Origin of the sequence: Hyphomonas beringensis, assembly GCF_000682755.1 — a bacterium.
GTDB classification, from domain to species: domain Bacteria; phylum Pseudomonadota; class Alphaproteobacteria; order Caulobacterales; family Hyphomonadaceae; genus Hyphomonas; species Hyphomonas beringensis.
Window position 1 is genome coordinate 115,764 of the sequence record NZ_AWFF01000076.1, and the last position, 22,702, is coordinate 138,465.

Annotated in this window: 20 protein-coding genes; 5 read left to right on the forward strand and 15 right to left on the reverse strand. The window is 56.7% G+C overall.

Translation table 11 applies throughout. The features are described from left to right. Positions 1–51: 51 nt before the first annotated feature. From pdhA to HY29_RS15975, 7 genes are all read right to left on the reverse strand, one after another. Positions 52–1,065, reverse strand: coding sequence for a pyruvate dehydrogenase (acetyl-transferring) E1 component subunit alpha (gene pdhA, locus HY29_RS15945; RefSeq protein ID WP_034798726.1), 1,014 nt, complete (start codon positions 1,063–1,065; stop codon positions 52–54). Positions 1,066–1,132: 67 nt separating this feature from the next. Continuing rightward, positions 1,133–1,432: an FtsB family cell division protein gene (locus HY29_RS15950; protein WP_034798729.1), complete on the reverse strand. Its 300-nt coding sequence runs from the start codon at positions 1,430–1,432 to the stop codon at positions 1,133–1,135. Between the two features lie 73 nt (positions 1,433–1,505). Next, positions 1,506–2,786 carry a phosphopyruvate hydratase gene (eno, locus tag HY29_RS15955; protein WP_034798731.1) on the reverse strand — a complete coding sequence of 427 codons (1,281 nt, stop codon included), beginning with the start codon at positions 2,784–2,786 and terminating at the stop codon, positions 1,506–1,508. A gap of 105 nt (positions 2,787–2,891) precedes the next feature. Beyond that, positions 2,892–3,077: a 50S ribosomal protein L32 gene (gene rpmF, locus HY29_RS15960; protein WP_034798733.1), complete on the reverse strand. Its 186-nt coding sequence runs from the start codon at positions 3,075–3,077 to the stop codon at positions 2,892–2,894. A gap of 127 nt (positions 3,078–3,204) precedes the next feature. After that, positions 3,205–4,458, reverse strand: a complete 1,254-nt coding sequence (locus HY29_RS15965) for a dipeptidase (RefSeq protein ID WP_034798735.1) — start codon at positions 4,456–4,458, stop codon at positions 3,205–3,207. A gap of 225 nt (positions 4,459–4,683) precedes the next feature. After that, on the reverse strand, positions 4,684–5,418 hold the full coding sequence (locus HY29_RS15970) for a histidine phosphatase family protein (RefSeq protein WP_034798738.1): 735 nt from the start codon (positions 5,416–5,418) through the stop codon (positions 4,684–4,686). After that, complete coding sequence (locus HY29_RS15975; RefSeq protein ID WP_034798741.1) at positions 5,418–6,515, reverse strand: CaiB/BaiF CoA transferase family protein; 1,098 nt, start codon at positions 6,513–6,515, stop codon at positions 5,418–5,420. Before HY29_RS15975 ends, HY29_RS15970 begins: the two co-directional genes overlap by 1 nt. Positions 6,516–6,632: 117 nt before the next feature. Between HY29_RS15975 and HY29_RS15980 the strand changes: the two genes are divergently transcribed. Continuing rightward, positions 6,633–7,886 carry a PleD family two-component system response regulator gene (locus HY29_RS15980; RefSeq protein ID WP_155838385.1) on the forward strand — a complete coding sequence of 418 codons (1,254 nt, stop codon included), beginning with the start codon at positions 6,633–6,635 and terminating at the stop codon, positions 7,884–7,886. Here the strand turns inward: HY29_RS15980 and mfd are convergent. Further along, the gene (mfd, locus tag HY29_RS15985; protein WP_034798747.1) at positions 7,883–11,344 is read right to left on the reverse strand and encodes a transcription-repair coupling factor; all 3,462 of its coding nucleotides are present in this window, start codon (positions 11,342–11,344) and stop codon (positions 7,883–7,885) included. The genes HY29_RS15980 and mfd overlap by 4 nt on opposite strands. 42 nt (positions 11,345–11,386) lie before the next feature. Then, positions 11,387–11,662 (reverse strand): FAD assembly factor SdhE, encoded by a 276-nt coding sequence (locus HY29_RS15990; RefSeq protein WP_034798749.1) that lies wholly within the window; start codon positions 11,660–11,662, stop codon positions 11,387–11,389. A gap of 79 nt (positions 11,663–11,741) precedes the next feature. On the opposite strand from HY29_RS15990, the gene recG reads away from it, so the two are divergent. Further along, positions 11,742–13,808, forward strand: a complete 2,067-nt coding sequence (gene recG / locus HY29_RS15995; protein WP_034798751.1) for an ATP-dependent DNA helicase RecG — start codon at positions 11,742–11,744, stop codon at positions 13,806–13,808. Here the strand turns inward: recG and HY29_RS16000 are convergent. Then, complete coding sequence (locus tag HY29_RS16000) at positions 13,780–14,538, reverse strand: DUF502 domain-containing protein (RefSeq protein WP_081811455.1); 759 nt, start codon at positions 14,536–14,538, stop codon at positions 13,780–13,782. The genes recG and HY29_RS16000 overlap by 29 nt on opposite strands. 85 nt (positions 14,539–14,623) lie before the next feature. On the opposite strand from HY29_RS16000, the gene HY29_RS16005 reads away from it, so the two are divergent. From HY29_RS16005 to HY29_RS16015, 3 genes are read left to right on the forward strand one after another with little or no spacing between them, the layout of a single operon-like run. Beyond that, positions 14,624–15,625: a phosphotransferase family protein gene (locus HY29_RS16005; RefSeq protein WP_034798837.1), complete on the forward strand. Its 1,002-nt coding sequence runs from the start codon at positions 14,624–14,626 to the stop codon at positions 15,623–15,625. Positions 15,626–15,629: 4 nt separating this feature from the next. Further along, positions 15,630–15,998 carry a DUF6285 domain-containing protein gene (locus tag HY29_RS16010; protein WP_034798753.1) on the forward strand — a complete coding sequence of 123 codons (369 nt, stop codon included), beginning with the start codon at positions 15,630–15,632 and terminating at the stop codon, positions 15,996–15,998. Between the two features lie 33 nt (positions 15,999–16,031). Further along, positions 16,032–16,880, forward strand: a complete 849-nt coding sequence (locus HY29_RS16015; RefSeq protein WP_034798755.1) for a hypothetical protein — start codon at positions 16,032–16,034, stop codon at positions 16,878–16,880. Here the strand turns inward: HY29_RS16015 and maiA are convergent. Genes maiA through HY29_RS16040 form a run of 5 tightly spaced genes read right to left on the reverse strand, consistent with a single transcriptional unit; the run spans position 16,877 to position 22,609 of the window. Then, positions 16,877–17,518: a maleylacetoacetate isomerase gene (maiA, locus tag HY29_RS16020; RefSeq protein WP_051601651.1), complete on the reverse strand. Its 642-nt coding sequence runs from the start codon at positions 17,516–17,518 to the stop codon at positions 16,877–16,879. The genes HY29_RS16015 and maiA overlap by 4 nt on opposite strands. Then, positions 17,515–18,831: an N-succinylarginine dihydrolase gene (locus tag HY29_RS16025; protein ID WP_034798757.1), complete on the reverse strand. Its 1,317-nt coding sequence runs from the start codon at positions 18,829–18,831 to the stop codon at positions 17,515–17,517. Before HY29_RS16025 ends, maiA begins: the two co-directional genes overlap by 4 nt. Before the next feature lie 14 nt (positions 18,832–18,845). Continuing rightward, a complete protein-coding gene (astD, locus tag HY29_RS16030; RefSeq protein WP_034798759.1) occupies positions 18,846–20,300 on the reverse strand; it encodes a succinylglutamate-semialdehyde dehydrogenase in 1,455 nt (484 codons plus the stop codon). A gap of 1 nt (position 20,301) precedes the next feature. Beyond that, on the reverse strand, positions 20,302–21,339 hold the full coding sequence (locus HY29_RS16035) for an arginine N-succinyltransferase (RefSeq protein WP_034798761.1): 1,038 nt from the start codon (positions 21,337–21,339) through the stop codon (positions 20,302–20,304). Between the two features lies 1 nt (position 21,340). Then, entirely contained in the window at positions 21,341–22,609 is a 1,269-nt protein-coding gene (locus tag HY29_RS16040) for a hydrolase (protein WP_034798763.1), read from the reverse strand. Positions 22,610–22,702 lie beyond the last annotated feature (93 nt).

The following is a 22,702-nucleotide window of genomic DNA, read 5'->3' on the forward strand; positions in this document are numbered from 1 at the left end:
TGGCTCCGGAAAACAGAATGACTATCAGACGCGACGTTTGTTCCAGAGGCATCAGGCGACCTCTACGTCTTTGAGGACATCCGTCCAGAGTTCGGAAGGATCAGGCTCCGGGCTCTCAAGCGAGAAGTCCGCAGCGTCCTTCACAATAGCCTTGATCTCTTTGTCGATGTCCTTGAGTTCGTCTTCTGTGGCGTGGCCATGCTCAAGAATCTGGCCTTTCAGGCCTTCGATCGGGTCGTGATGGGAGCGAATATCATCAACTTCCTCGCGTTTACGATATTTCGCCGGATCGGACATGGAGTGACCGCGATAGCGGTAGGTCTTCATTTCGAGAATGTATGGCCCCTTGCCGGAGCGGGCATACTTCACGGCCTTCTCACCTGCTTCGCGGACAGCCAGAACATCCATGCCGTCGACTTCCTCACCTTCGATTTCGAAGGAGATGCCGCGCTTGAAAAGTTCGGTCTCAGAAGCATGTCGGGCAACGCTTGTGCCCATTGCGTACATGTTATTCTCGATCACGTAGACGACAGGCAGATCCCAGAGGGAGGCCATATTGAAGGCCTCGTAAACCTGGCCCTGGTTTGCGGCGCCATCCCCGAAATAAGCGACGGCAACGTTGTCCGTACCGCGATACTTGTTCGCGAATCCAAGACCCGTACCAATGGGCACTTGGGCGCCCACAATCCCATGGCCCCCATAGAAATTCTTTTCCTTGGAGAACATGTGCATTGAGCCGCCCTTCCCTTTGGAATAGCCGCCAGAACGTCCTGTCAGTTCCGCCATGACGCCCTTAGGTTCCATGTCACACGCCAGCATGTGGCCGTGGTCGCGGTAGCCGGTGATGATCTGATCGCCCTCTTTGAGACAGGACTGCATACCCGTCACAACGGCTTCCTGCCCGATATAAAGGTGGCAGAAGCCCGCGATCTTCCCCATGCCGTAAAGTTGTCCAGCTTTCTCTTCGAAACGCCGGATCAGCAGCATGTCGCGGTAGTATTTCAGCATCTCGGCCTTGCTGGCCTTAGAGGGTGCTTTTTTGGTACTCTTAGACTTTGTCGCCATAAATCGCTCCATCCCTTTACCGACTTATGTAGGCGCAGATACGCAACGACAAGTCAGATCAACTATGTCAATTTGCAGAGGTGCGTTCAGACGTGAGCAAAACGACCTCATTCGGGTAGACGAATGCAAGCTTTTCGCGAGCCATTGCCTCTACAAAATCCGGGTCGACAGAGCCTGGGGTAAGGCGACGGATATCCGTCTGAAGGCGGGTAATTTCCGTCTCGATCCGGGCCAGTTCCGCCTTGCGGTCTTCCAAGTCTATCTGGGCATCTGACCAACGGCCAAGCCCCTTCTCCCCCGCAAAGGCGTGGTAAGCAAAGTAGAGCACAAGAAGAGAAAGGCCAGCGGCCCCGAATCGCGATTTCATACCTAATAGCTAATACAGCTATGGTTAAGAGACCGTGACAGCGCACAAAGGCCGTCACGGTCTGATATAGTTTTTACTCAGCGTTGATGCGTGAGCGGCCCGCATAAATGCCAATCGGGCCCAGCTCTTCTTCGATCCGAATCAGCTGGTTGTACTTCGCGATGCGGTCTGAACGGGACAGAGACCCCGTTTTGATCTGGCCGCAATTCGTGGCCACAGCGAGATCAGCAATCGTCGAATCTTCTGTCTCACCAGACCGGTGGGACATGACAGCCGTATAGCCATGCAGATGCGCAAGCTCCACAGCATCCAGCGTCTCAGAAAGCGTACCGATCTGATTCACTTTCACCAGGATGGAGTTCGCGGCGCCTTTTTGCAGGCCGATGGACAGGCGATCAGGATTGGTGACGAACAAATCGTCACCTACCAGCTGAACGCGGTCGCCAATGGCCTCTGTCAGCGCCACCCAGCCGTCCCAGTCATCTTCAGCCATGCCGTCTTCGACAGAGATAATGGGGTAGCGGCTGCAAAGATCGGCCAGATAAGCCGCAAATTCATCGGACCCGAGGGATTTGCCTTCGCCAGCCAGCTCATACTTGCCGTTCTTGTAGAACTCAGTCGAGGCAGCATCCAGAGCCAGGGCAATATCTTCGCCAGGCTTGTAACCGGCTTTCTCAATGGACTTCATGATGAAGCCAATCGCCTCATCTGTTGAGGCCAGATTCGGTGCAAAACCGCCTTCATCACCCACATTGGTGTTGTGACCGGCATCATGCAGCGTCTTCTTAAGAGCGTGGAAGACTTCAGCCCCCATGCGAATCGCGTCGGACATGCTTTCGGCGCTAACCGGCATGACCATGAATTCCTGAATATCGATCGGGTTGTCCGCATGTGCGCCACCATTGATGATGTTCATCATGGGCGTCGGCAGAACGCGGGCATTGGGCCCACCAATATAACGGTAGAGCGGCATGGCGGAGCTTTCAGCAGCCGCTTTGGCCATTGCCATGGACACGCCCAGAATAGCGTTTGCTCCCAGACGGGATTTGTTCTCGGTGCCGTCCAAGTCGATCATCAGCATGTCAATCATGCGCTGCTCGGTGGCATCCAGACCTGCCAGCTCATTGAAAATCTCGCCATTCACGGCATCAACCGCTTTCAGGACACCCTTCCCCAAATAGCGTGACGTGTCGCCATCGCGCTGCTCATGTGCCTCATAGGCGCCCGTAGACGCACCTGATGGCACGGCTGCGCGGCCAACAGAACCGTCTTCCAGCGTCACATCCACTTCAACAGTCGGATTGCCCCGGCTATCGAGTATTTCCCGGGCATGAATGTCGATGATCTCGCTCATGGGTGACTGTTCCCTTTGTAAGTACATATGAAAAAGCGCCCCCTGCGTGGCAGGAGGCGCTCGAACCCTTAAGGCTGTCAGCGCAAAAGCGCAACAGCGGGCAATTTAGATATCGTCGCGCGGTTCAAGGACCTGGCGGCCGCGGTACATGCCGGTCTTCAGATCGACATGGTGCGGGCGACGCAGCTCACCGGAGTCTGCGTCTTCAATGTATGTGTTCATGTCGAGACGGTCGTGGGCGCGGCGCATGCCACGGCGAGACTTCGACTTTTTACTCTTGGGGACTGCCATGACAGGTATCCGGTGGTTTGGCGCGAAAATGCGCGTGAATTGGAAAGGGGCCTCATACAGAGACCGAAAAGGGTTTGCAAGGCATCAACCTCATTGGGCACCGAATTTCTTCAGCGCCCTGTTGTGATCACTGCTCCTTGGCGGCTTCAACCTCACGCATAACACGCAGCATGTTTCCGCTCCAGATCTTCTCAAGATCCTCTTCAGTATAGCCCTCTTCCAGAAGGCGCGCCGTTACCTTCGGCAGGAAAGAAACATCCTCCATGCCCTCAACGCCGCCACCACCATCCCAGTCGGCCCCCATGCCGACATGGTCTGGTCCAACCAGTTTCAGGGCATACAGCATCTGATCCATGAACACGTCAAAAGTAGACATTGGCGGTGGGAATTCAGCGTCAATCGCCTCATAGCGCTCGCGGAATTCGGCCATCTGCTCATCTGTCAGACCTTCCTTCATTGCCTCGGCATATTCCTCTTGGATGGCTTCGATGGCCGCTTTACGTTCCGGCGTTGGCTCCAAATCATCGATATAGGACCCATAGGCGTTAATCTGGATAACGCCGCCATCATCAGCGACCTTCTTGAGCAGCTCATCCGTCACGTTACGCGGGTGGTCATAGAGGGCACGCACGCCCGTGTGTGACAGGAAGATCGGCGTCGTCGAGATGGCCATGATGTCTTCCACGGTCGAATCAGCTGCGTGAGAGCCATCAATCATCATGCCCAGGCGATTCGCTTCCCGAATCAGCTCTTCGCCCAGAGGGGACAAACCGCCATAGTCATTGGCTTCCAAATCGGTTGAGCTGTCAGCGAACTGGTTGTCACGGAAATGGACCGGCCCAATCAGACGTACGCCCTTGTCGTAAAAGGTCTGCAACATTGAGATGTCGGTGCCGAGTGGATAGCTATTCTCTATGGACTGATACACAACGCGCTTGCCATCGCCGACAATGCGCGCCGCATCATCAGCCGTATAAGCCAACTCGAAATTATCAGGATGCGATTCGACCATCTGGATGATCTCGTCGGAGCGGTGCAGGGCGGCATTCTTGGCAGCCTCGTACGAGGCTGCATCGAGCGGCCCCTGAGGTGTGAAGATCACCCAAAAGCCCCCATCCAGGCCACCGCGCTTCATTTTCGGCAGATCTACCTGCACCTGCCCCAGCTTGGAGGGGTTGTCGGCCATGATATCGAAATCAGGCTTTGAGAAATTTGCGGGCGTGTCCAGGTGCGAATCGAGCACAATCAATCGCTCGTGAATTTCCGCTGGCGTCGCCACCGCTGCTTGTTCCGCCGCAGGGACAGGGTCAGACTTAGGGTCTGACGGGCTGCATGCGGCGAGGGCAAGGATGGATGCGCCAAGGGTGAGATGTTTGATCATCTGTAATATATTCTCCAGTCTTTGAACCGGACCCTAAGCCTTGTGAGCGCTGACGCAAGAAAAATGGCCGCCCGTTGGGGCGGCCAAGTTCAGCAAGAAGGACGTTAGACCAAAACCCGAGGCATTTGCCTAAAGCTCGGGCCTAACAGGTATTATTAATAACAGATCTATCTGAATGGGTGCGCGCAGGTGTGTTGTACGCCATTCATGTTCGCTGAGAGCCTTTTAGTCTTCAGCGCGCGTGAAGATGGCCTCCAGACTGCGTAGATTCATACCATTCTTGAGATAATTGGCCGGTGTCAGGTTTACGGCCTTTATCACGCCGCGCTCTACCCTGGTGCCCTTGCCGTCGGCGTCCGGCACCAGGTCGAAGTCGATGATGTTGATGCATCCAGTATCCTGCTCAAAGCCAGAGCATGCCCCAAGTGGAGCACCAATCACTGAAGCCAGCACCATGCGGTTGACCACTTCATGCGCCACCACCAAGGCGCAGGCCCAGTCAGGCCGGTGCAGCAGTGCGTACAAACCTTCTTCGATGCGCACCATGGCGTCAGAAAATTTCTCACCTCCAGGCAGGAAAGTCGCGTCAGGCTCTCCAGCCCCCTCAAAAGTGAAGGTCATGGTCGCAGCCAGATGTTCTGCTGATTTAAAGTCTATGTACTGCCCAGAGCGAAGCTCCCCAAATCGCGCATCCTCTTCAAGCGCCGGGGCATTGGGATGCTCCGCCAGCACAATTTCTGCGGTTTGACGCGTCCGGCGCAGCCCTGAGCAGATTGCGAGGTCAAACTCGACTTCCGACAGAGCGACGCCTGCAGAGCGGGCTTCCGCCTGCCCCTGCTCCGTCAGATGCGCCACGGATGGATCTCGTGTTTGGCGCACCTCTTTGGAGGTGTAATCCACAAATCCATGACGCATCAGATAGATGCGGCGCCTACCGGTTGTTCCCGGCAGAGCGCTCATTACCGACTCACGTCCCAGTCCTTCAGGATCTCGTCTGTGTGCTCGCCAAGACCTGCCGGACGTCCCTGAATGGCGCCTGGTGTCGCAGAAAATCTTGGTGCGGGCGCAGGCTGCATAACGCCTTCGATTTCAACAAAGGTCTCGCGGTCGGCATTGTGCTTGTAGGTCGGGGCCTCGGACATGGAGAGAACCGGCGCGAAGCAGATGTCTGTGCCTTCCATGATCTCGCACCATTCATCCCGTGTCTTCGTTTTGATGACATCCATGATCTTCTGCTTCAGCTCAGGCCATTTGGACCTGTCCATTTGGGCATCGAAAGCCGGATCGGTCAGACCGGCCTTCTCACGCAGGATGGCGTAGAATTGCGGTTCGATGGACCCTATCGATACCCACTTGCCGTCTGAACATTCGTACGTGTCATAGAAATGCGCCCCGCCATCCAGAAGGTTCGCTTCCCGGTCATCCGTCCAGATGCCGGCAGCTTTCATTCCATAAAACATCGTTGCGAGTGACGCGGCACCATCCGACATTGCAACGTCAATCACTTGGCCTTCACCACCATTCTTGACGTTCAGAATACCTGCCAGCATGCCCATGGCGAGATAAAGCGCCCCGCCGCCATAATCGCCAACGAGGTTCAGGGGCGGACGCGGGCGGCCATCTCCCTCCCCCATCGCATGAAGCGCGCCCGTAATGGCGATATAGTTGAGGTCGTGGCCAGCAGAGTGAGAAAGTGAGCCATGCTGGCCCCAGCCTGTCATGCGGCCATAGACAAGCTTTGGATTTCGCTTGAGCGCGTCGTCCGGCCCGAGCCCATTACGTTCCATGACACCCGGGCGGTAGCCTTCGATCAGGCCGTCAGCCTTCTCCAGAAGCTTCAGCGCGACTTCGACATCAGCTGGATCCTTGAGATTCAGCCCGATGGAACGGCGCCCCCGCCCCATGACGTCAGCAGGACGGCCCGGACGACCGTCACCTGGGCGATCTATGCGGATCACATCTGCACCAAGGTCTGACAGAAGCATGCCACAAAACGGGCCCGGCCCAATTCCGGCAAACTCTACAATGCGAACACCATTAAGAGGTCCCTGGCCCATAATATTTCCTACCCTTACTCATTGTTGATCTTGAGATTAGCAGATCATTAAGCGGCGCACCCACAAAAGGAAGGGGTACCGCAACGTCGCCTTCTCCCCACGAGAGTTTAGCCTTTTATGCCTGACCTGTCTTATCTGGACCCCCCTATCGAAGTGGCGGCAGAAAGCCCCAGACTGGAAATGATCCAGTCGCGGCTCCGGTCGGGTCGCATGCGACCCTACAGGGCTAGCACGCCTATAGCGCGCAACTGTTCCGAACCGCTTCTGGTCGATCTGGAAAGCGCAGACCCGGAAAGTCTTCGGATTCTCTCCAGCTCAAACGTCTCTCGGCCTTTGGTAATTCTCGGAGAAGATACAGAAGGGCGTACGCTCTTCGATGCGCTCATAATAGACCGTGACAAAGACATCCCCCTATTGAGAGGGCGATTGACGGCCATGTCCCGCCGCAACGCGCGGGCAACGGAACTGAACTTGAGGCGCGAGACGGCCTATGAATTTGGCGTGGAATTTCCATCCTCTTCATTAGAGGTTGTTCCAGACCTGCTCTACCTGGGAGACGGGTCCACACGCTTTCTTGCCCTTCAGGCAGCCTTGAATGAGCGTGGTGTATCTGTCACCGCGGCACTCAGCGTTCATACGGCGACCGACTATATCAAGCATCGACGCTTCTCGGCAGTTCTGTTTGATGTCAGATCTGCCTCAAAGGGGCGTGCCAGTCTCGCACAATGGATATCCTCTGGCGAAGCAGCTTTCTCCCACGTACCACTCTTTGCCCTGGTCGATTCCCTGCAGAGTCTGGATGAGTCCGAGCGCATTATGCTTGCCTCGACCTCAGAGATTCTGGAGCATGGTGCCGCTGCGAAGCAGCTGGCGGAACATATCGATGTGACCAGTCGCAAATATCTTCCCCAGGACTTGTTTGACGTGTCGCTGGATTATCCCGCCGAGGTGATGGATTCTGAGACACGGCTTCACGCCCGCCCATATTTCGAAGCACATCTGGAAAAACAGATTGAAGTTTCTACGCAGCGGGCCGAACCCCTGTCACTGCTAATTGTAAAACATACAGATGGCGGACATTTTGATTTGAAACAACGCCAGCGCTTGGCTGAAATCCTGTCAAACAGCTTGCGCGATACAGACATGCCAGCCGTTCTGGGAGTGGACTCGTTTGCCATCAGCATGCCGGCAACCCCCTATCGGGGTGCAGTGACTCTCTGCGAACGCTTCCTGCGATCGATTGAAGAACACGAACCGCATCTTGCGGCACAGATTGGCTGGCGCATCATGGAAAAGCGCACATACCATACGGCGCGCACATTGGTGGCAAACACTGCCGCCGGCATATTCCAGCGACTTCGTGTCGCCTAGACGGGCACGAGCCCGGCAGCGGCCTCCAGCTCTTTAAGGAAGCTCCGTATACGTGTCAGGCGCTGCTCAGGTGTGCCGCCAAGGCCGGAATGCACAAGCTTTGAGTCGGGACGGATACGCAAAGCGGATGGGCGGCTGCGGACGACCTCCAACAGCTTGCCTGGATCAAGCACCGTGTCATCGCGAAACGCGAACACAGCCCCCTTCTCACCGGCATCCAGCTTGCTGATGCCAAGGGCCTTGCATTGCACCTTGATCGCTGTGACTTCCAGCAATTGCTTGGTCTCTTCAGGAAGAGGACCGAAACGGTCAATCAGTTCAGCTGCAAAGGCTTCACGTTCCTGAGCCGTCGAGATCTCTGACAGGCGGCGATACAGCGACAGTCTGATGTTGAGGTCTTCAACATAGCTTTCCGGGATCAGTACGGCCGCGCCGATATTGATCTGCGGAGACCATTCGTCCGCGAAGTCTTCGTCCTCATTTGCACCGGCCTTCAGGGCATTGACGGCATCCTCAAGCATGGACTGGTACAGTTCCACGCCGACTTCCTTGACGTGGCCGGATTGCTGGTCGCCCAGCAAATTACCTGAGCCGCGCATATCCAGGTCATGGCTGGCGAGTTGGAAACCGGCCCCAAGCGAATCGAGGGATTGCAGGATTTTCAGCCTACGGTCGGCGCTATCCGTGATGACCTTATCCTTGGGGGTCGTGAAATAAGCATAGGCGCGCAGTTTCGAGCGCCCCACACGCCCGCGCAGCTGATAGAGTTGTGCAAGCCCGAACATGTCTGCCCGGTGGATGATCAGCGTGTTGGCGCGAGGAATATCCAGACCGCTTTCCACAATCGTGGTCGACAGCAGAACATCATATTTACCTTCATAAAAGGCAGTCATGATGTCTTCGAGCTCTCCGGCAGCCATCTGGCCGTGCGCAACAATGAAGGAGACTTCCGGCACATTGTCCGACAGGAAGCGTTCCAGCTTGTCCAGATCCTGAATACGCGGTGCCACGAAGAAGGCCTGTCCACCGCGATATTTCTCGCGCAGCAGGGCTTCTCTCAGTGTCACGGTATCTTCTTCCGTGATGTAGGTTCTGACCGAGAGTCGGTCGACCGGAGGCGTCGCAATGATCGACAGATCGCGAATGCCTGTAAGCGCCATTTGAAGTGTGCGCGGAATGGGCGTCGCCGACAGAGTCAGCACGTGAACGTCTGACTTCAATTCCTTGAGTCGTTCCTTGTGCTTAACGCCAAAGCGCTGTTCTTCATCGACGACCAACAAGCCGAGACGCTTGAATTCAATCGTCTTGGTAAGGAGGGCATGCGTGCCGACAACAACGTCAACGCTGCCACTAGCCAGCCCGTCGCGGGTCTCTGCTGCTTCACGCTGGCCGACCAGACGCGACAGCGGACGCACATTGAGCGGCCACCCGGCAAATCTTTCGGCAAAGGTCTTGTAGTGCTGACGCGCCAGCAATGTTGTAGGCGCAATAACGGCGACCTGCTTGCCGCTCATCGCCGCGACGAACGCCGCACGCAGGGCAACCTCGGTTTTTCCGAAACCAACATCACCACAAACAAGACGGTCCATGGGCCTGCCGGAACCGAGGTCGCTGAGAACATCCTCGATGGCGTTCAACTGGTCATCTGTCTCTTCATACGGAAAGCGCGCGGCGAATTCCTCGTAGAGCCCCTGCCCCGCATTGACGGCTTCCGCACGCTTCAGCTCCCGCGCAGCGGCGATGTGCATCAACTCGGCCGCCATCTCCAGGATGCGCTTCTTGGCCTTGGCCTTGCGTGTCTGCCAGCCCGCACCGCCCAGCTTGTCCAGTTGGCTTTCATCATCTTCCGAGCCATAGCGGCTCACCAGGTCGATATTCTCGACCGGCAGGAAGATCGTATCGCCACCGGAATATTCGATCTGCAGACAATCGTGTGGCGCGCCGGTCACTTCCAGCGTCTTCAAGCCGATATAGCGTCCGACCCCATGATCGATATGGACCACGAGATCGCCAGCATTCAGTGTCGCAGCATCTGAAATGAAATTGGCAGACTTCCGCTTCCGGCGCGGGGCGGCCAATCTGTCTCCAAGAATATCGGCTTCAGAGATGAGGGCAAAATCCGGCGTTTCGAACCCGGCTTCGATTGGAATTTCAACAACAGTGAAATCTGTCTTACTAGCCGCTTCGAGGCTATGCACCAGCGCCAGGTCGGTCAGGCCATGGTCTGCCATGACATTGATCAGACGGTCTGCCGACCCGCCTGACCAGGCAGCGAACGCAACAGGGCGACCTGAGCTGTTCAGGGCTTTCGCATGCGCGATTGCGGCTTCGAAAATGTTGCTATCGGTGTTCAGTCTCTCTGGCGCGAAGTCACGCCCCGGACGGCCTTGCAGGTCGAACGCATTTGCCCCTGGCTCTGCAGGGTAGAAGCGCGCAGTCGCATTGCTCGCAAGACGTTGTTCCAACTCTTTAGGTGTGACGTAGAGCTCCTCTGGCGGAAGCACTTTAGCGTGGCGAATATCCCCACCACCCGCTTCCAGACGCGCCGCATGGTAGTCTTCAGCTTGTGCCAGCCGCTCAGAAGCTGCTTCACCCGCCAGGTGTCCCATACCGATCAACGGGGCTTCGCCGATGTAATCGAAGAGAGTTTCCATGTGATCATGGAAAAGTGGCAACCATGCTTCGACGCCTTGCCGACGAATAGAGGCCCGGGCCGCTTCATATGCAGCATCCCCGGACGGGGGACCAAACACGGCGAGATATTTCTCACGGAATCGGGCCAGCACATCATCATCGAACAGAATTTCGCTGACCGGCGCAAAAGCGACGCTCTTGGCATCCCCCGTGGAGCGCTGCGTTTCAGTATCGAATGTGCGTAGCGTCTCCAGCGTGTCGCCGAAGAAATCGAGTCGGTAAGGCTCAGGCGCGGTCGGAGGGAAGATGTCGATAATCCCGCCACGAATGGCGAACTCACCCTGTTCCCGCACAGTACTGGCGCGGAGATATCCATTTACCGCAAGATACTCTGTCAGATCCTTTTGATTGACGGACTGTCCCACGCCGACAGCAAAGGACGAGCGCTTCAGTACGCTAAGTGGCGGAACTCTCTGAACAAGGGATGAGGCTGTCGTGACTACCAGCAAAGCGCCCTGATCCGGCTGATATCTGGAAAGCCGCGCCAAGGCCGCGCAACGGCGCGCGGCCACGCCAGCGGTTGGACTGACGCGGTCATAAGGCAGCGTATCCCAACTCGGAAGGTCGACCTGATCCAGCTTTGGCTGAGCAAATTGCGCAATCCGGCGCGCGGTGGCAGCCGTCTTGTCATCCCGCGCGACATATACCCCGACGCCGCCGCGTTGAACCAGCGCTTTGGCAAAGGCGATGAGATCAGCGCCAAATGGAGCCCCCGATAACGCCGCGGGCCCGCTTAAGGATTGCAGGAGATCAACAGGGGTCATTGGAACCGGAACCTATGGATAAAAATAGGAAATGCGGCTCAATCAACCGCCCTGTGCGGCGTAACGGAATGCGATCAGTTGGTCCAGCACCGGGCCGCGATGATTGTCAGGCACAGGCGTCTGACCAATCAGCCACGCATACACTTCCCAGTCCGGAACGCCGAGTAGCGATTCGAACTCATCGAGTTCTTTCGCCTCATAGGCTTCAAGATGCTCATCCGCGAATGAGCCCATCAGAAGATCCATTTCACGGAATCCTCTGCGCCAGGCGCGGAAATTGAGCTTGCGGCGGCGTATGTCGATGGGTGTGTCCTGCATGACTTCACCATATAGCCTTCCTGTCAGAGATAAAAAGCGACGATTGTGCACCCAGTGCAGCGCGCCTAGTCTGCGCCGCATGCGGGATGAACGACTCTTTCCACTCTTTGCCGAGTTCGACAGCCTTTCCGGTGTCGGGCCGAAACTAAAGCCCGTGCTCGAACGGCTGACAGGCGGCGAGACCGTATGGGACCTGCTGCTACACCTCCCAGAGAAGTGGGTGGACCGCCGCGTGAAGGAGACCATCGAGGATACGGTCATTGGAGAGGTCGCCACCGTCAAAGGTGAAGTGCATGCCTATAACGCCCCCTATTCCGACAAGTCCCCCCACAAGATTACGCTCTTTGACGGGACAGGCTTTCTGACGCTCGCATTTTTTCGCGCTGATGGGCGCTGGCTGCAGGGCCAGTTCCCGATTGGAAAGGAGCGTATCGTCTCTGGCATGATCGAAGAGTATCAGGGCGAACGCCAGATGACGCACCCCGACTATATAATGGACCCCGCCAAGGGAGATCGCCCGCCGGAAGTCGAGCCGATCTATGGACTGACTGCCGGCCTGACCAACAAACGCGTCCACTCCCTGGCGGTGCAATCCCTGGCCAGTGTTCCGGAAGATCTGCCAGAATGGGCCGACCCTGCCTTGATCACGAGCCGGCATTGGCCCACCTTCCGCCAGGCCCTTTATGATCTGCACGCGCCGAGTGAATATGATGAAGACATGTTCGCCCTGGCTCGTGAGCGGCTTGCTTATGACGAGGCGCTGGCCCGGGAATCCGCTTTCGCCCTTGCCCGCGCCAGCCGCGCACGCAGGTCGTCTCCCGCCATTCCCGCCAATCGCACCGCGCATGAGGCGCTTTGCCAGTCATTACCCTATAAACCGACCGGAGCGCAGCTGAGAGCCTTTGCTGAAATCTCCGCTGACATGTCCAAGACGGGCCCAATGCGCCGGATGCTTCAGGGCGACGTTGGGGCGGGCAAGACGCTCGTCAGCGCTATGGCTGCCGTACAGGCGGCCAGCACAGGCTTTCAGGCGGCCGTCATGGCCCCAACAGAAGTCCTAGCCCGGCAGCAATACGAGACCATGGACAAGCTGCTGTCTCCGCTAGGGTTCACTGTGGCGGCCCTGACTGGGCGGGATAAGTCTACAGCCCGCGAAAGCATCCTGATGGGGCTGGCAGACGGATCGATAGATATTGTCGCTGGCACACAGGCCTTGTTCCAGCAATCTGTCAGCTTCCGTAACCTCGGGCTGGTCATCGTGGATGAGCAACACAGGTTCGGTGTCGCGGATCGGATGAAACTGGCGGGTAAGGCTGTGAGCCCGCACATGCTGGTCATGAGTGCAACACCTATCCCTCGCACACTGGCGCAGGCGGTGCATGGCGATCTCGATGTCTCCATTCTGGATGAGAAGCCGGCCGGGCGCGTTCCTGTCGAAACCCGCGCCGTACCAGATACCCGGATTGAGGAAGTGGTGCAGGCCGTCGGGAGAGCGCTACGCAGGGGCGAACGCGCCTTCTGGGTGTGTCCGAAAGTAGATGTGGACGATGACGATTCCACGGCGGTCGGGCGGCATGCAGCTTTGAGTGATCAGCTCCGCGTTCCTGTCGGACTGGTCCATGGCAGAATGAAGCCCGCCGAAAAGGATACGGCGCTCGAAGACTTCCGGGCGGGACGCACAAAAATCCTCGTTGCAACGACTGTGATCGAAGTGGGCGTTGATGTGCCGGAGGCGACCATCATGGTCATTGAGCGCGCCGAGGGATTTGGTCTCGCCCAGCTACACCAGTTGCGCGGCCGCGTAGGTCGTGGAGACCGTCCTTCCTACTGCTTGCTGCTATACCGTCCGCCACTGGGCGATATAGCGCGCGACAGGCTCGATACGCTTCGGCGGACGGAAGACGGTTTTGAGATCGCGGAAGCCGACTTCCGCCTGAGAGGCCCCGGCGACATGCTGGGCCTCAAACAGGCTGGCGCAACGGATTACAGAATCATCGATCTCGCCAGACATGCGGGCCTACTGGAGACCGCCCTGAAGGACGCAGAATCCGTCGTCTCCAAAGACCCTGAACTAAGCGGCGAGCGCGGTTCGTCTCTGCGTCTTGTCAGAGAGCTGCTCACTCCGAAGATTCAGGCTCCGACTTAGGCGGCGGAACTTCCGATCCCTGCACGGCTTCAGCCTGAGCCGCAGGCCCGTTCTTCTTCGGCAGGTGCTCGGGCACGACGAGGCCTGCTGACAGGATCATCTTCGCGCCTTCCTCTACCGTCATGTCGAGCCGCACAACTTCGCTGGCCTCAATATACATAAGGAAGCCCGAGGTTGGATTCGGCGTCGTCGGCACAAAAACGCCGATAAAGCCAGGTCCCAGCGTTGAGCGAACCTCGCCCCGGGCTGGGCTGGACAGGAAGCCGAGACACCATGTGCCCGGCTTGGGAAATTCGATCAGAACGCACTCGCTGAACTGCTCGGTATTGCTGTTGGCAAAGACCTCAACCAGCTGCTTGAACGCGGAATATACAGAGCGAATGATCGGCAGCCGTCCCAGGATGCGGTCCGCAAGACTTATGACCGATCGGCCAATTAGGTTCGTCGCGATTGCCCCCAATATGGTAAGAAACAGGACGAGTACGATCAGGCCGAAACCAGGAACGGCATAGTTGAGATACGTCTCTGGCTTCAGGGCTGCCGGCAGCAACGGAACAACGCGGCGGTCAATCTCACCAATCAGGAACTGAAGAATTAGGAAGGTGACCACCACAGGCAGCGCGATAACCATTCCGGCAAAGAAACGGCCGCGCAGCCAGGCAAACAAGCTCGGCTTGCCGAGTCTCTCACCTTGCAGGATACTGCCGTCCTTATCGTCACGTTTGGACATGTCTCACTTTCCTCAAACGAGATTTACTTAGCTTACTCTGGGTTATGCCTTGGCCCAGATGTTGTTCCGCGTAATTGTGGCGAAGATGGGTAATGTAGAACAGATTCAAAAGGCCTTAACGGCATGGGCCGGGCAATTCTATGGCCCCGAGAGCTCTTTGGGGCATGTAGCGCGTCTTTCCGGCGGTGCCAGTCAGGAAACCTGGGCTGTAGACATACACGCCGACGGTAAAACGCATGAGCTGATTCTCCGCCGTGTACCGGGCGGTTTCCAACAATCTGCGCGCAATTCGGAGGCCATTGGACTCGCTGTCGAAGCCCGACTGCTGGAATGCGCAGCGGGCACAGTGCCCGCCCCGAAAGTTCTAGGCGTGTTTGCACCCGATAGTGATATGGGCGAAGCCTTTCTGATGAATCGCATCCATGGTGAAACCATCGCCCGGAAGATCCTTCGAGATGACGCCTATGACGGCGCCAGGAAAAAGCTGACAGCGCAATGTGGAAAAGCTCTGGCAGGTATCCACGCAATCCCGGTGTCGGAGCTTCCTGACCTGCCAGAAACTCCGGGGCTCTCCCAACTCGACAAGTACGAAGATATCTATCGCAACTTTGACATGCCCCGGCCCGTCTTCGAACTCGCCATCAGCTGGCTAAGGGAGAATCCACCACCCTCCTCCGCACCTGTACTGGTGCATGGCGATTTCCGGCTTGGAAACCTCATTGTCGACAAGGATGGACTTGCCGCTGTTCTGGATTGGGAACTCGCCCATCTGGGAGACGCACGCGAAGACATCGCCTGGCTGTGCGTCAACTCATGGCGCTTTGGACACTCTGAAAACCGCGTCGGCGGCTTCGGCCAACTCGGGGACTTGCTGTCAGCCTATGCAGATGCGGGAGGGCCGACTTTCTCCGCCGAGGAGATCGACTGGTGGGAGATTCTGGGCAGTCTGAAATGGGGCATCATGTGCATGATCATGTATGAGGCCTATCGTTCTGGCGCAGACCCAAGCGTGGAACGTGCCGCCATCGGTCGCCGCGTCTCAGAAACCGAGATTGATCTTTTGAACTTGCTGGAAGGAAAGGCCTGACCCCATGCATGACGCTCCCTCCCAGAAAGAAATGATCGAAGCTGTAAAAGCCTTTATCGACAATACGGCGATGCCCTCATTGAAAGGCCATGCGGCTTTCCATGCTCGTGTTGCCTCTAATGTTCTGGCCACAGTACTGAGGGAAATGGATATTCGCCCTGAAGCGGAATCGGAGGAGGCTCAGAGGCTGACCGACCTGCTCGGCGCAGAGCCCGGCCAGTCCGCAGCTATCCTAAACCAGAAACTCTGCGAGCAGATCCGCAGCGGTGACATTTCTCTCACCACACCTGGTCTGCTAAGCCACCTCAAAACGACCACAATTTCACAGTTGTCTGTCGACCAGCCCGGCTATTCCGGACTGAAGGCGAGATAAACGGCCCGGCAGGCCAAAAAATCAGGAAGAGCTATGAAACGCTTGATGCTACCCATCATTGTTGTGGCGCTATTGGCTATTGCCGGCGGATACTGGGCCTGGACCCATATCATCTCTCCCCCGCCCTACCTGGAACTGGAGCCGCTGAACTATACAGAAGATTCGAGCTGGTCGGCCCTCCCAGTCGAATCTCCCCCTGCCGTATGGATTGATGGTTGGGGCATTGATGTCTTCGTGATTAGCGAGGATGCAGCACTCAAAGGCCGCACCCAGCCGCAATTGGAAAAGAATGAGCGCAAAGCGAGAGAACAGGCTCAAGCCCTGAAGTCGCGCCTCGAGCAAATCGGCGAAGTCTACGCCCCGCTCTACCGGGATAATGCCCGTAATGACGACATTACACGCGCTTTCGAGACTTATCTTCGCTCAGACAATCTAGGCCGAGCACTGATCATTGTTCAGGATAGCCCCGTCCCCCCTTCCATTCTCGCACGGCTGGAGCAGGACCCGGATCTTCGAGACCGTTTTGGCGGCTTCCTGGCCATCTCTGATGCCAAGGACGGAATCCCGCCGCTTCAGTCCGCTCAAAACACATCTGGCGATCCAAGTGGCGATACCGAGTCTGAAAACACCTTCTGCCCGGAACGCCTCAAAGATGAGCAAAATTGCCAGATCGTCGTGCCTGCTCACAAGAGCAAAGGTATCTGGATCATCACAAGTGAGACCATTCCCGGCGGCACCACTATCGAAGAGTTCCCTGAGTGGCTTGAGGCGAATGTTGCCAAAAGCGCTGAACCGCTTGGCGACTTTGAGGAAGTCGAGATTGTTGATATCCGCCGCCCCGGCGAGACAGATGAACGCCGCGATCGTGAAACAGATAACTAAGCGGCTGGAGCCTTCGGCTTTGCCTCTGTGAAAGCTTCAAGCGTTGCACAGCGTCGTTCGATTTCCAGCAAGGCCGGATAAGCCGAGAGATCCATATCGTATCGGCGCGCATTGTAGAGCTGAGGCACCAAGGTGATTTCCGCGATCCCCGGCGCATCGCCAAACAGATACCCACTGCTGGGAAGTGGCTGGGAAATCTCTTCCAGCGCATCAAAGCCCCTGCGAATCCAGTCCTGATACCACGCTTTGATGGCATCTTCGTCCGCACCATACGCTTCACGCAATGTCTTCAGAACAGAAAGATTGTTCAGAGGGTGAATGTCACACGCAATCGTATCTGCGAAGGCACGGGCCTGTAAACGGACCCACGCGTCTTCCGGAAACAGTGCTGGCCCAGGCAGGGTCTCATCCAGCCACTCAATAATGGCCATGGACTGACCACAAACGCGACCGTCTACCTCTATGGCCGGCACCCGCATCTGAGGATTTGCTTTGCGATAGGCTTCCGTGAATTGCTCATCCGTGCCCGGCGCAATATTGACCCGCACGGTTTCATATTCAGCTTGCTTCAGATTGAGAGCGATCCTGAGCCTGTAAGAGGCTGAAGACCTCCAATAGTCGTAAATCCGTATGGTCATGCGAGTTCTTCCAGATCGAGGACTTTCAACAGCTCTTCCCGCGCAAGACAGCACTCATTGGCAAATTCGGGATCTGCCAGATCGGTAGGAGAAAGCCGATCACGGTAGGTGCGCCGCACAACATCCTGCAGATCATCAATGGTTTCATCGTCAAGAAGGACACCCTGATGGCAGGAATCAATCTCGTCTTCGGTCATTACAACACGCAGCCGTAGGCAGGCAGGCCCTCCTCCGTTGCGCATGGACTGGCGCACATCGGCATAGATGACATCCCCAATCGGCCCATTCCCCGAAACCATCTGCTCACAGAATGAACGTGTGGACTCTGTTTCCTGGGTCTCCATTGGTGCAACAAGCACAAGGCGATCCTTGCCGGGCATCGCCAGAAGTTGCGAATTGAACAAATAAGCCTTGATGGCATCCTCTATCGGCACATCCTTGGCAGGCACCATAACAGGCTTCAGATCGAACAATCCCTCCGCGCGCCGGCGAAGACTGTTCAATGTTTCGTCCGTATCTTCAAAGGCAAGTTCATGAAAAAACATTGTGTCCAGCGCGCCCACGCTGACCACATCATTATGAAACGCCCCCGCATCGATGGCAGCTCGGGACTGTCTGGCGAAGACCACCCGCTCCAAGCCATGAGATCGCGCAATGGATTCCGAAGCAAGCCGCGTCTGCCTTGCGGGGAACCCTAGAGTGCTCTCCCCCGCATCGCGGCCATACACAAACAACTCGACACCCGGAGCGCCATGGCTCGCACACAGGCGCACATGGTTTGCAGCGCCTTCATCTGCGAAATCGGGATGCATGGGTAAGGCGCCATGAACCGCAAACATCTCATCGTTTGCAAAAATGCTGACAAGACTTGCTGTCGTATCCGGATGCTCCTGCGCGCGGTGCAGCATTGTGGAGAGATTGGCTGTTGTAAGGTGCAGCCGTCCATCCTCTGTATCCGCCGATGGAGATACCGTGGCCGCATTGGCCGTCCACATGCTGGAAGCTGAGTAAGCCGCCTTCAGCAAGCGTGGCGCGGTTTTGGCGGCGGCTTCAATGATTTGCGCATCACTTCCGTGAAAACCAGCAGACACAAGCAAATCAAAATTGGGCCGAGGCAGCGGCGGCAGGACACCCTGAACCATACCGTGCCCGATCAGCATGCGCATCTTCTCTAACCCCTGAAGCGCCGCCTCACGCGGATTGGAGACATCCCCGGCATTATTGGAACTTGCCAGATTGCCATCAGACAATCCGCCATAATTGTGCGACGGGCCGATCAATCCATCGAAGTTCACTTCATGGGCTGAGGTCATGCGATCTCCTTCGACTATTTGGGAAAGCCTTGCGCAGACATTCGCTCAGCGGTGTCAGACACCTGGCTGGCTTGCGGCCAGGCGCAATAGTCTGCGGCATAGTAAGCACCGGGACGGAAGTTGCCTGACAGGCCCGGCCCGCCAAATGGCATGGAACCGCTGGCCCCTGCAGTCGGGCGGTTCCGGTTCAGGATGCCTGCGCGCATCTCCTGATGCGCACGCACCCATAGAGCGTCATCATCACTTACCAGGCCGCCTGAGAGACCGTATTTCGTCGCGTTGGCACGGGCCAAAGCCTCATCAAAGCTACCCACCCGAACAACCTGCATCAGTGGTCCGAACAACTCCTCATCCGGAATGTCCTGAGCATTTGTGACGTCAATGACCCCTGCAGTGACAAAGCCGCCGCCCCGATCCATGCGCTTGAGACGGCGGAGGCTCTTGCCGCCCTTCTTTGAAAGCATGGCTTGGAATTCAGTGGCGTTTACTGCTGCCTGTTCAGATACGAGCGGCCCCATGAAGATATCCTCTTCATCCCATGCCCCGATTTTCAGTCGCTTGGCCCGCGCAACAATGGCCTCCACAACAGCGTCGCCGAAGCTGCCTTCAGGAAGGATAACCCGGCGCGCACAGGAACAGCGCTGGCCTGTTGTCAGAAAGGCGGACTGCGCCGCGATATCAGCAGCAGCCTCAACGTCAGCAGGGTCCCAGATGATCAGCGGATTGTTGCCGCCCATTTCCAACGCCAGAATAACTTCTGGCCGTCCCGCGAAATGCTTATGGAAGAAGGTGCCGGTTGCGGCAGACCCTGTGAAGAGCAAGCCATTAATATCCGCATTCAGCAAAGCGCCACCAGTCTCACGCGCGCCATGTACGATATTCAAACATCCTGCCGGCAGGCCAGCGGCCTCAAAAGCTTCGGCCATCAGCGCAGCCACACCGGGCGCCAATTCAGATGGCTTGAATACGCATGTGTTGCCAGCCAGCAGCGCTGGCACAATATGCCCATTCGGCAAATGGCCCGGAAAATTGAAAGGACCGTACACGGCCATCACGCCATGCGCCCTGTGGGTCAGATGAACCGAACCGAAGGCAGCATCCTGATTTTTGGACCCCGCGCGCTCTACCTGAGCCGCAATGGAGACTTGCACCTTAGCCTTCATCGTGGCGGCTTCAGCTTTTGACTCCCAAAGCGCCTTACCCATGTCACGGCTGATCGTTTGTGCAATGGCGTCGGACCTTTTCTCGATCTCCAACGCATAGGCTTCGAGAATGGCTGTTCTATCAGACTGCGGACGTCTGGACCAATCCTTGAAGGCCTCAGAAGCAGACTTCACCGCTTCCCCGACTTGCTCTGCAGTCGCGGAGGCGCCTTCCCAAACAACCTCACCCGTTGCGGGGCAATGGTTCTTGATAAGTGCTCCATTTCCCTCAGACCATTTTCCAGAAATGTAAACGGCGTCTGCCATACTAGCTCCTCAGCCAGATGCGCACCTTGTCACCCGGCTTGATTTTCAATTGTTCAAATATGTCTTTCGATGTGATCGCCACATCATCCTCCTGACACAGAATCTGTGCCTGGCATGCGCGGAAATCGGGATATTTGTCAGTTGAGACCAATCCCTTTCGTGCCTCAGTCGAAGATTCCACGTCTCCTGCTTCCAGCTTTACCACACGGCTTTCCTGAATTGTCCGCAAATGGCGTTTCTGAGTGGCCACAAGAGGACCGCCGTCAAAGATATCGACGGTACGATCAAACTCAAAACCTTCCCACTGCAACAGCTTGTATGCACCTACCCCATCTGAGTGACACCGGCCGATGACTTCACGGGCCTCCGGGGGAAGTAAGTCGACATAAACCGGATACTTCGGCATCAGATCACAAATGAACTGATTATCTGTCGTTGCGGACAATCTGTCGGCTTCCGTAAAATCCATACGGAAAAAATGACGTCCAAGACATTCCCAGAATGGAGACATCCCATTCTCGTCAACAACGCCCCTCAATTCTGCGAGTACCTTTTCGCCGAACCTATCCGGCGCAGCCGCCATCATCAAATAGCGGGATTGCGCAGCAAGACGCCCTGCACCGCCACCACGATGATTGGCTTTTAGGAAAAGCGTACCAACTTCCGTGCACCCGACATATTCGTTGGTAAGCACCAACGCATCCATGTCAAAGCGCAGGTTTCCTGCAGCATGGCTCGCCTGCGCAAGGGTGATGATGCGGTAGTTAAAGAAGGGCTGGTCGATGCCAACACCTGCCTTCACAGCGGAACATCCGACGACCTCACCGGTCTCGGTATTGTCCATCATGAGAAGGTATTTGCCGTATTCAATGCGTTGCAAACGCGAATGAAACGCGTCTTCAGACTTTTTCAGACGGTCTTTCAGAATTCCTTCATCAACCGGGAGGCTGGTAAAGCCAGGGCCGGAAAGCTCCGCGAGCTCCATTAACGCAGGTAAGTCATCCATCCGTGATGGACGCATTACATAAGGGCTCGACATACTAGTTCCCCATTAGTGACTTGATACGCTTTGCATCGAGCCGTCCGTCCGCCAGACGATGCAGAATAAGTGCGGAAAGCGTCGCACGCTCTGAGAAGCTATCCGTCATGACAAACTCTTCATGTGAATGTATTCGTCCGCCCCTGACGCCAAGCGTATCGACATTCGGCACCCCAGCGGCAAAGATGTTGTTGCCTTCGCACACGCCCCCGGTATCTACAAATTCCAGATCCAACCCGATGGCCTGCCCTGTGGCGTGAACCGCATCGAAGAGCGCCTGCTGGGCCTGATTCCTGGGTTTTGGTGGGCGGTAGAAGCCGCCATGGAGGTGACCGGAAATCCCGTCACGGGCGGTAGCCTTCTCAAAAAGCGACTTGATCTGTGTTGTTGCCCATTCTGCGCTTGCAGCATCAGGCGCGCGTGCCCCAAAGCGTACAATTGCCAGATCCGGCACGATGTTCACGGCTGAGCCGGCATCGATGCTTCCTACATTAAGGGTAACACCCTCGCGTTGGCCGTTGAGTGCCTCCAGCCCGAGAACCAGTTCCGCAGCAGCCTCAATAGCGCTGCGGCCTTCTTCCTTCGCGCGCCCGGCATGCGCAGCCTTGCCATGCAGAACGATGTCAAAAACAGCAGAGCCTTTGCGGCCGCCAGACATCGCACCCGTTTCCATAGCAGGTTCATATGTCATGCCGATCATCGCGCCTGCCTGCGCCGCGCGCGTCAGATACTCGCCACTGGCAAAGTTTCCGATCTCTTCATCCGGTGTGACGACGATGCGATAGCCGAGTTTGTCTTTCAAAGGTCCGGCTTCGAAAGCCTTCAGCGCCTCAAGCATCACGCACAGGCCGCCCTTCATATCTGCAAGACCGGGTCCGTTAAGACGACCATCACCCAGATCGGTAACGCCCTCAAACGTACCCGCCGGAAAGACAGTGTCATAGTGGCCGGAAAGCACGACCTGTACTTCAGCTTCGGGACGCGCTGTGATCTGGAGCACAGGCCCTGTTTCCTGGGCTTCTGCCTTGCCATTATCAGCAACGGCTTCGAAGCCCTCAGTTTGAACAAGCTCCACATCAGCTTCAAGTTCTGAAAAGGCCTCTGCGAGGGTAGGCGCAAAGGCTTTCAAACCGGCTGTGTTCCAGCTGCCTGTATTCACGTCCGACCAGGCAGAGGTTCGCGCGACCATAGCCTGGGCAGCATCATTCAAGCGCTCACGTGCCGCCTCATCAAGGGGGGTGAGCTCAGTCAGATTTGTCAATGTCGTCATAGCGCCTTGGTTTCACAGGTAACCAAGTTCGGCAAGTGCGATCTGAATGGCGGCACAAACAAAAACGGCCCGGCTGTTAGGCCGGGCCGTTTC

Excerpts from the sequence above, each read along its gene's own strand:
- pdhA (WP_034798726.1), bottom strand. The coding sequence starts at position 1,065 with ATGGCGACAAAGTCTAAGAGTACCAAAAAAGCACCCTCTAAGGCCAGC.
- HY29_RS15950 (WP_034798729.1), bottom strand. The coding sequence starts at position 1,432 with ATGAAATCGCGATTCGGGGCCGCTGGCCTTTCTCTTCTTGTGCTCTAC.
- eno (WP_034798731.1), bottom strand. The coding sequence starts at position 2,786 with ATGAGCGAGATCATCGACATTCATGCCCGGGAAATACTCGATAGCCGG.
- rpmF (WP_034798733.1), bottom strand. The coding sequence starts at position 3,077 with ATGGCAGTCCCCAAGAGTAAAAAGTCGAAGTCTCGCCGTGGCATGCGC.
- HY29_RS15965 (WP_034798735.1), bottom strand. The coding sequence starts at position 4,458 with ATGATCAAACATCTCACCCTTGGCGCATCCATCCTTGCCCTCGCCGCA.
- HY29_RS15970 (WP_034798738.1), bottom strand. The coding sequence starts at position 5,418 with ATGAGCGCTCTGCCGGGAACAACCGGTAGGCGCCGCATCTATCTGATG.
- HY29_RS15975 (WP_034798741.1), bottom strand. The coding sequence starts at position 6,515 with ATGGGCCAGGGACCTCTTAATGGTGTTCGCATTGTAGAGTTTGCCGGA.
- HY29_RS15980 (WP_155838385.1), top strand. The coding sequence starts at position 6,633 with ATGCCTGACCTGTCTTATCTGGACCCCCCTATCGAAGTGGCGGCAGAA.
- mfd (WP_034798747.1), bottom strand. The coding sequence starts at position 11,344 with ATGACCCCTGTTGATCTCCTGCAATCCTTAAGCGGGCCCGCGGCGTTA.
- HY29_RS15990 (WP_034798749.1), bottom strand. The coding sequence starts at position 11,662 with ATGCAGGACACACCCATCGACATACGCCGCCGCAAGCTCAATTTCCGC.
- recG (WP_034798751.1), top strand. The coding sequence starts at position 11,742 with ATGCGGGATGAACGACTCTTTCCACTCTTTGCCGAGTTCGACAGCCTT.
- HY29_RS16000 (WP_081811455.1), bottom strand. The coding sequence starts at position 14,538 with ATGTCCAAACGTGACGATAAGGACGGCAGTATCCTGCAAGGTGAGAGA.
- HY29_RS16005 (WP_034798837.1), top strand. The coding sequence starts at position 14,624 with ATGGGTAATGTAGAACAGATTCAAAAGGCCTTAACGGCATGGGCCGGG.
- HY29_RS16010 (WP_034798753.1), top strand. The coding sequence starts at position 15,630 with ATGCATGACGCTCCCTCCCAGAAAGAAATGATCGAAGCTGTAAAAGCC.
- HY29_RS16015 (WP_034798755.1), top strand. The coding sequence starts at position 16,032 with ATGAAACGCTTGATGCTACCCATCATTGTTGTGGCGCTATTGGCTATT.
- maiA (WP_051601651.1), bottom strand. The coding sequence starts at position 17,518 with ATGACCATACGGATTTACGACTATTGGAGGTCTTCAGCCTCTTACAGG.
- HY29_RS16025 (WP_034798757.1), bottom strand. The coding sequence starts at position 18,831 with ATGACCTCAGCCCATGAAGTGAACTTCGATGGATTGATCGGCCCGTCG.
- astD (WP_034798759.1), bottom strand. The coding sequence starts at position 20,300 with ATGGCAGACGCCGTTTACATTTCTGGAAAATGGTCTGAGGGAAATGGA.
- HY29_RS16035 (WP_034798761.1), bottom strand. The coding sequence starts at position 21,339 with ATGTCGAGCCCTTATGTAATGCGTCCATCACGGATGGATGACTTACCT.
- HY29_RS16040 (WP_034798763.1), bottom strand. The coding sequence starts at position 22,609 with ATGACGACATTGACAAATCTGACTGAGCTCACCCCCCTTGATGAGGCG.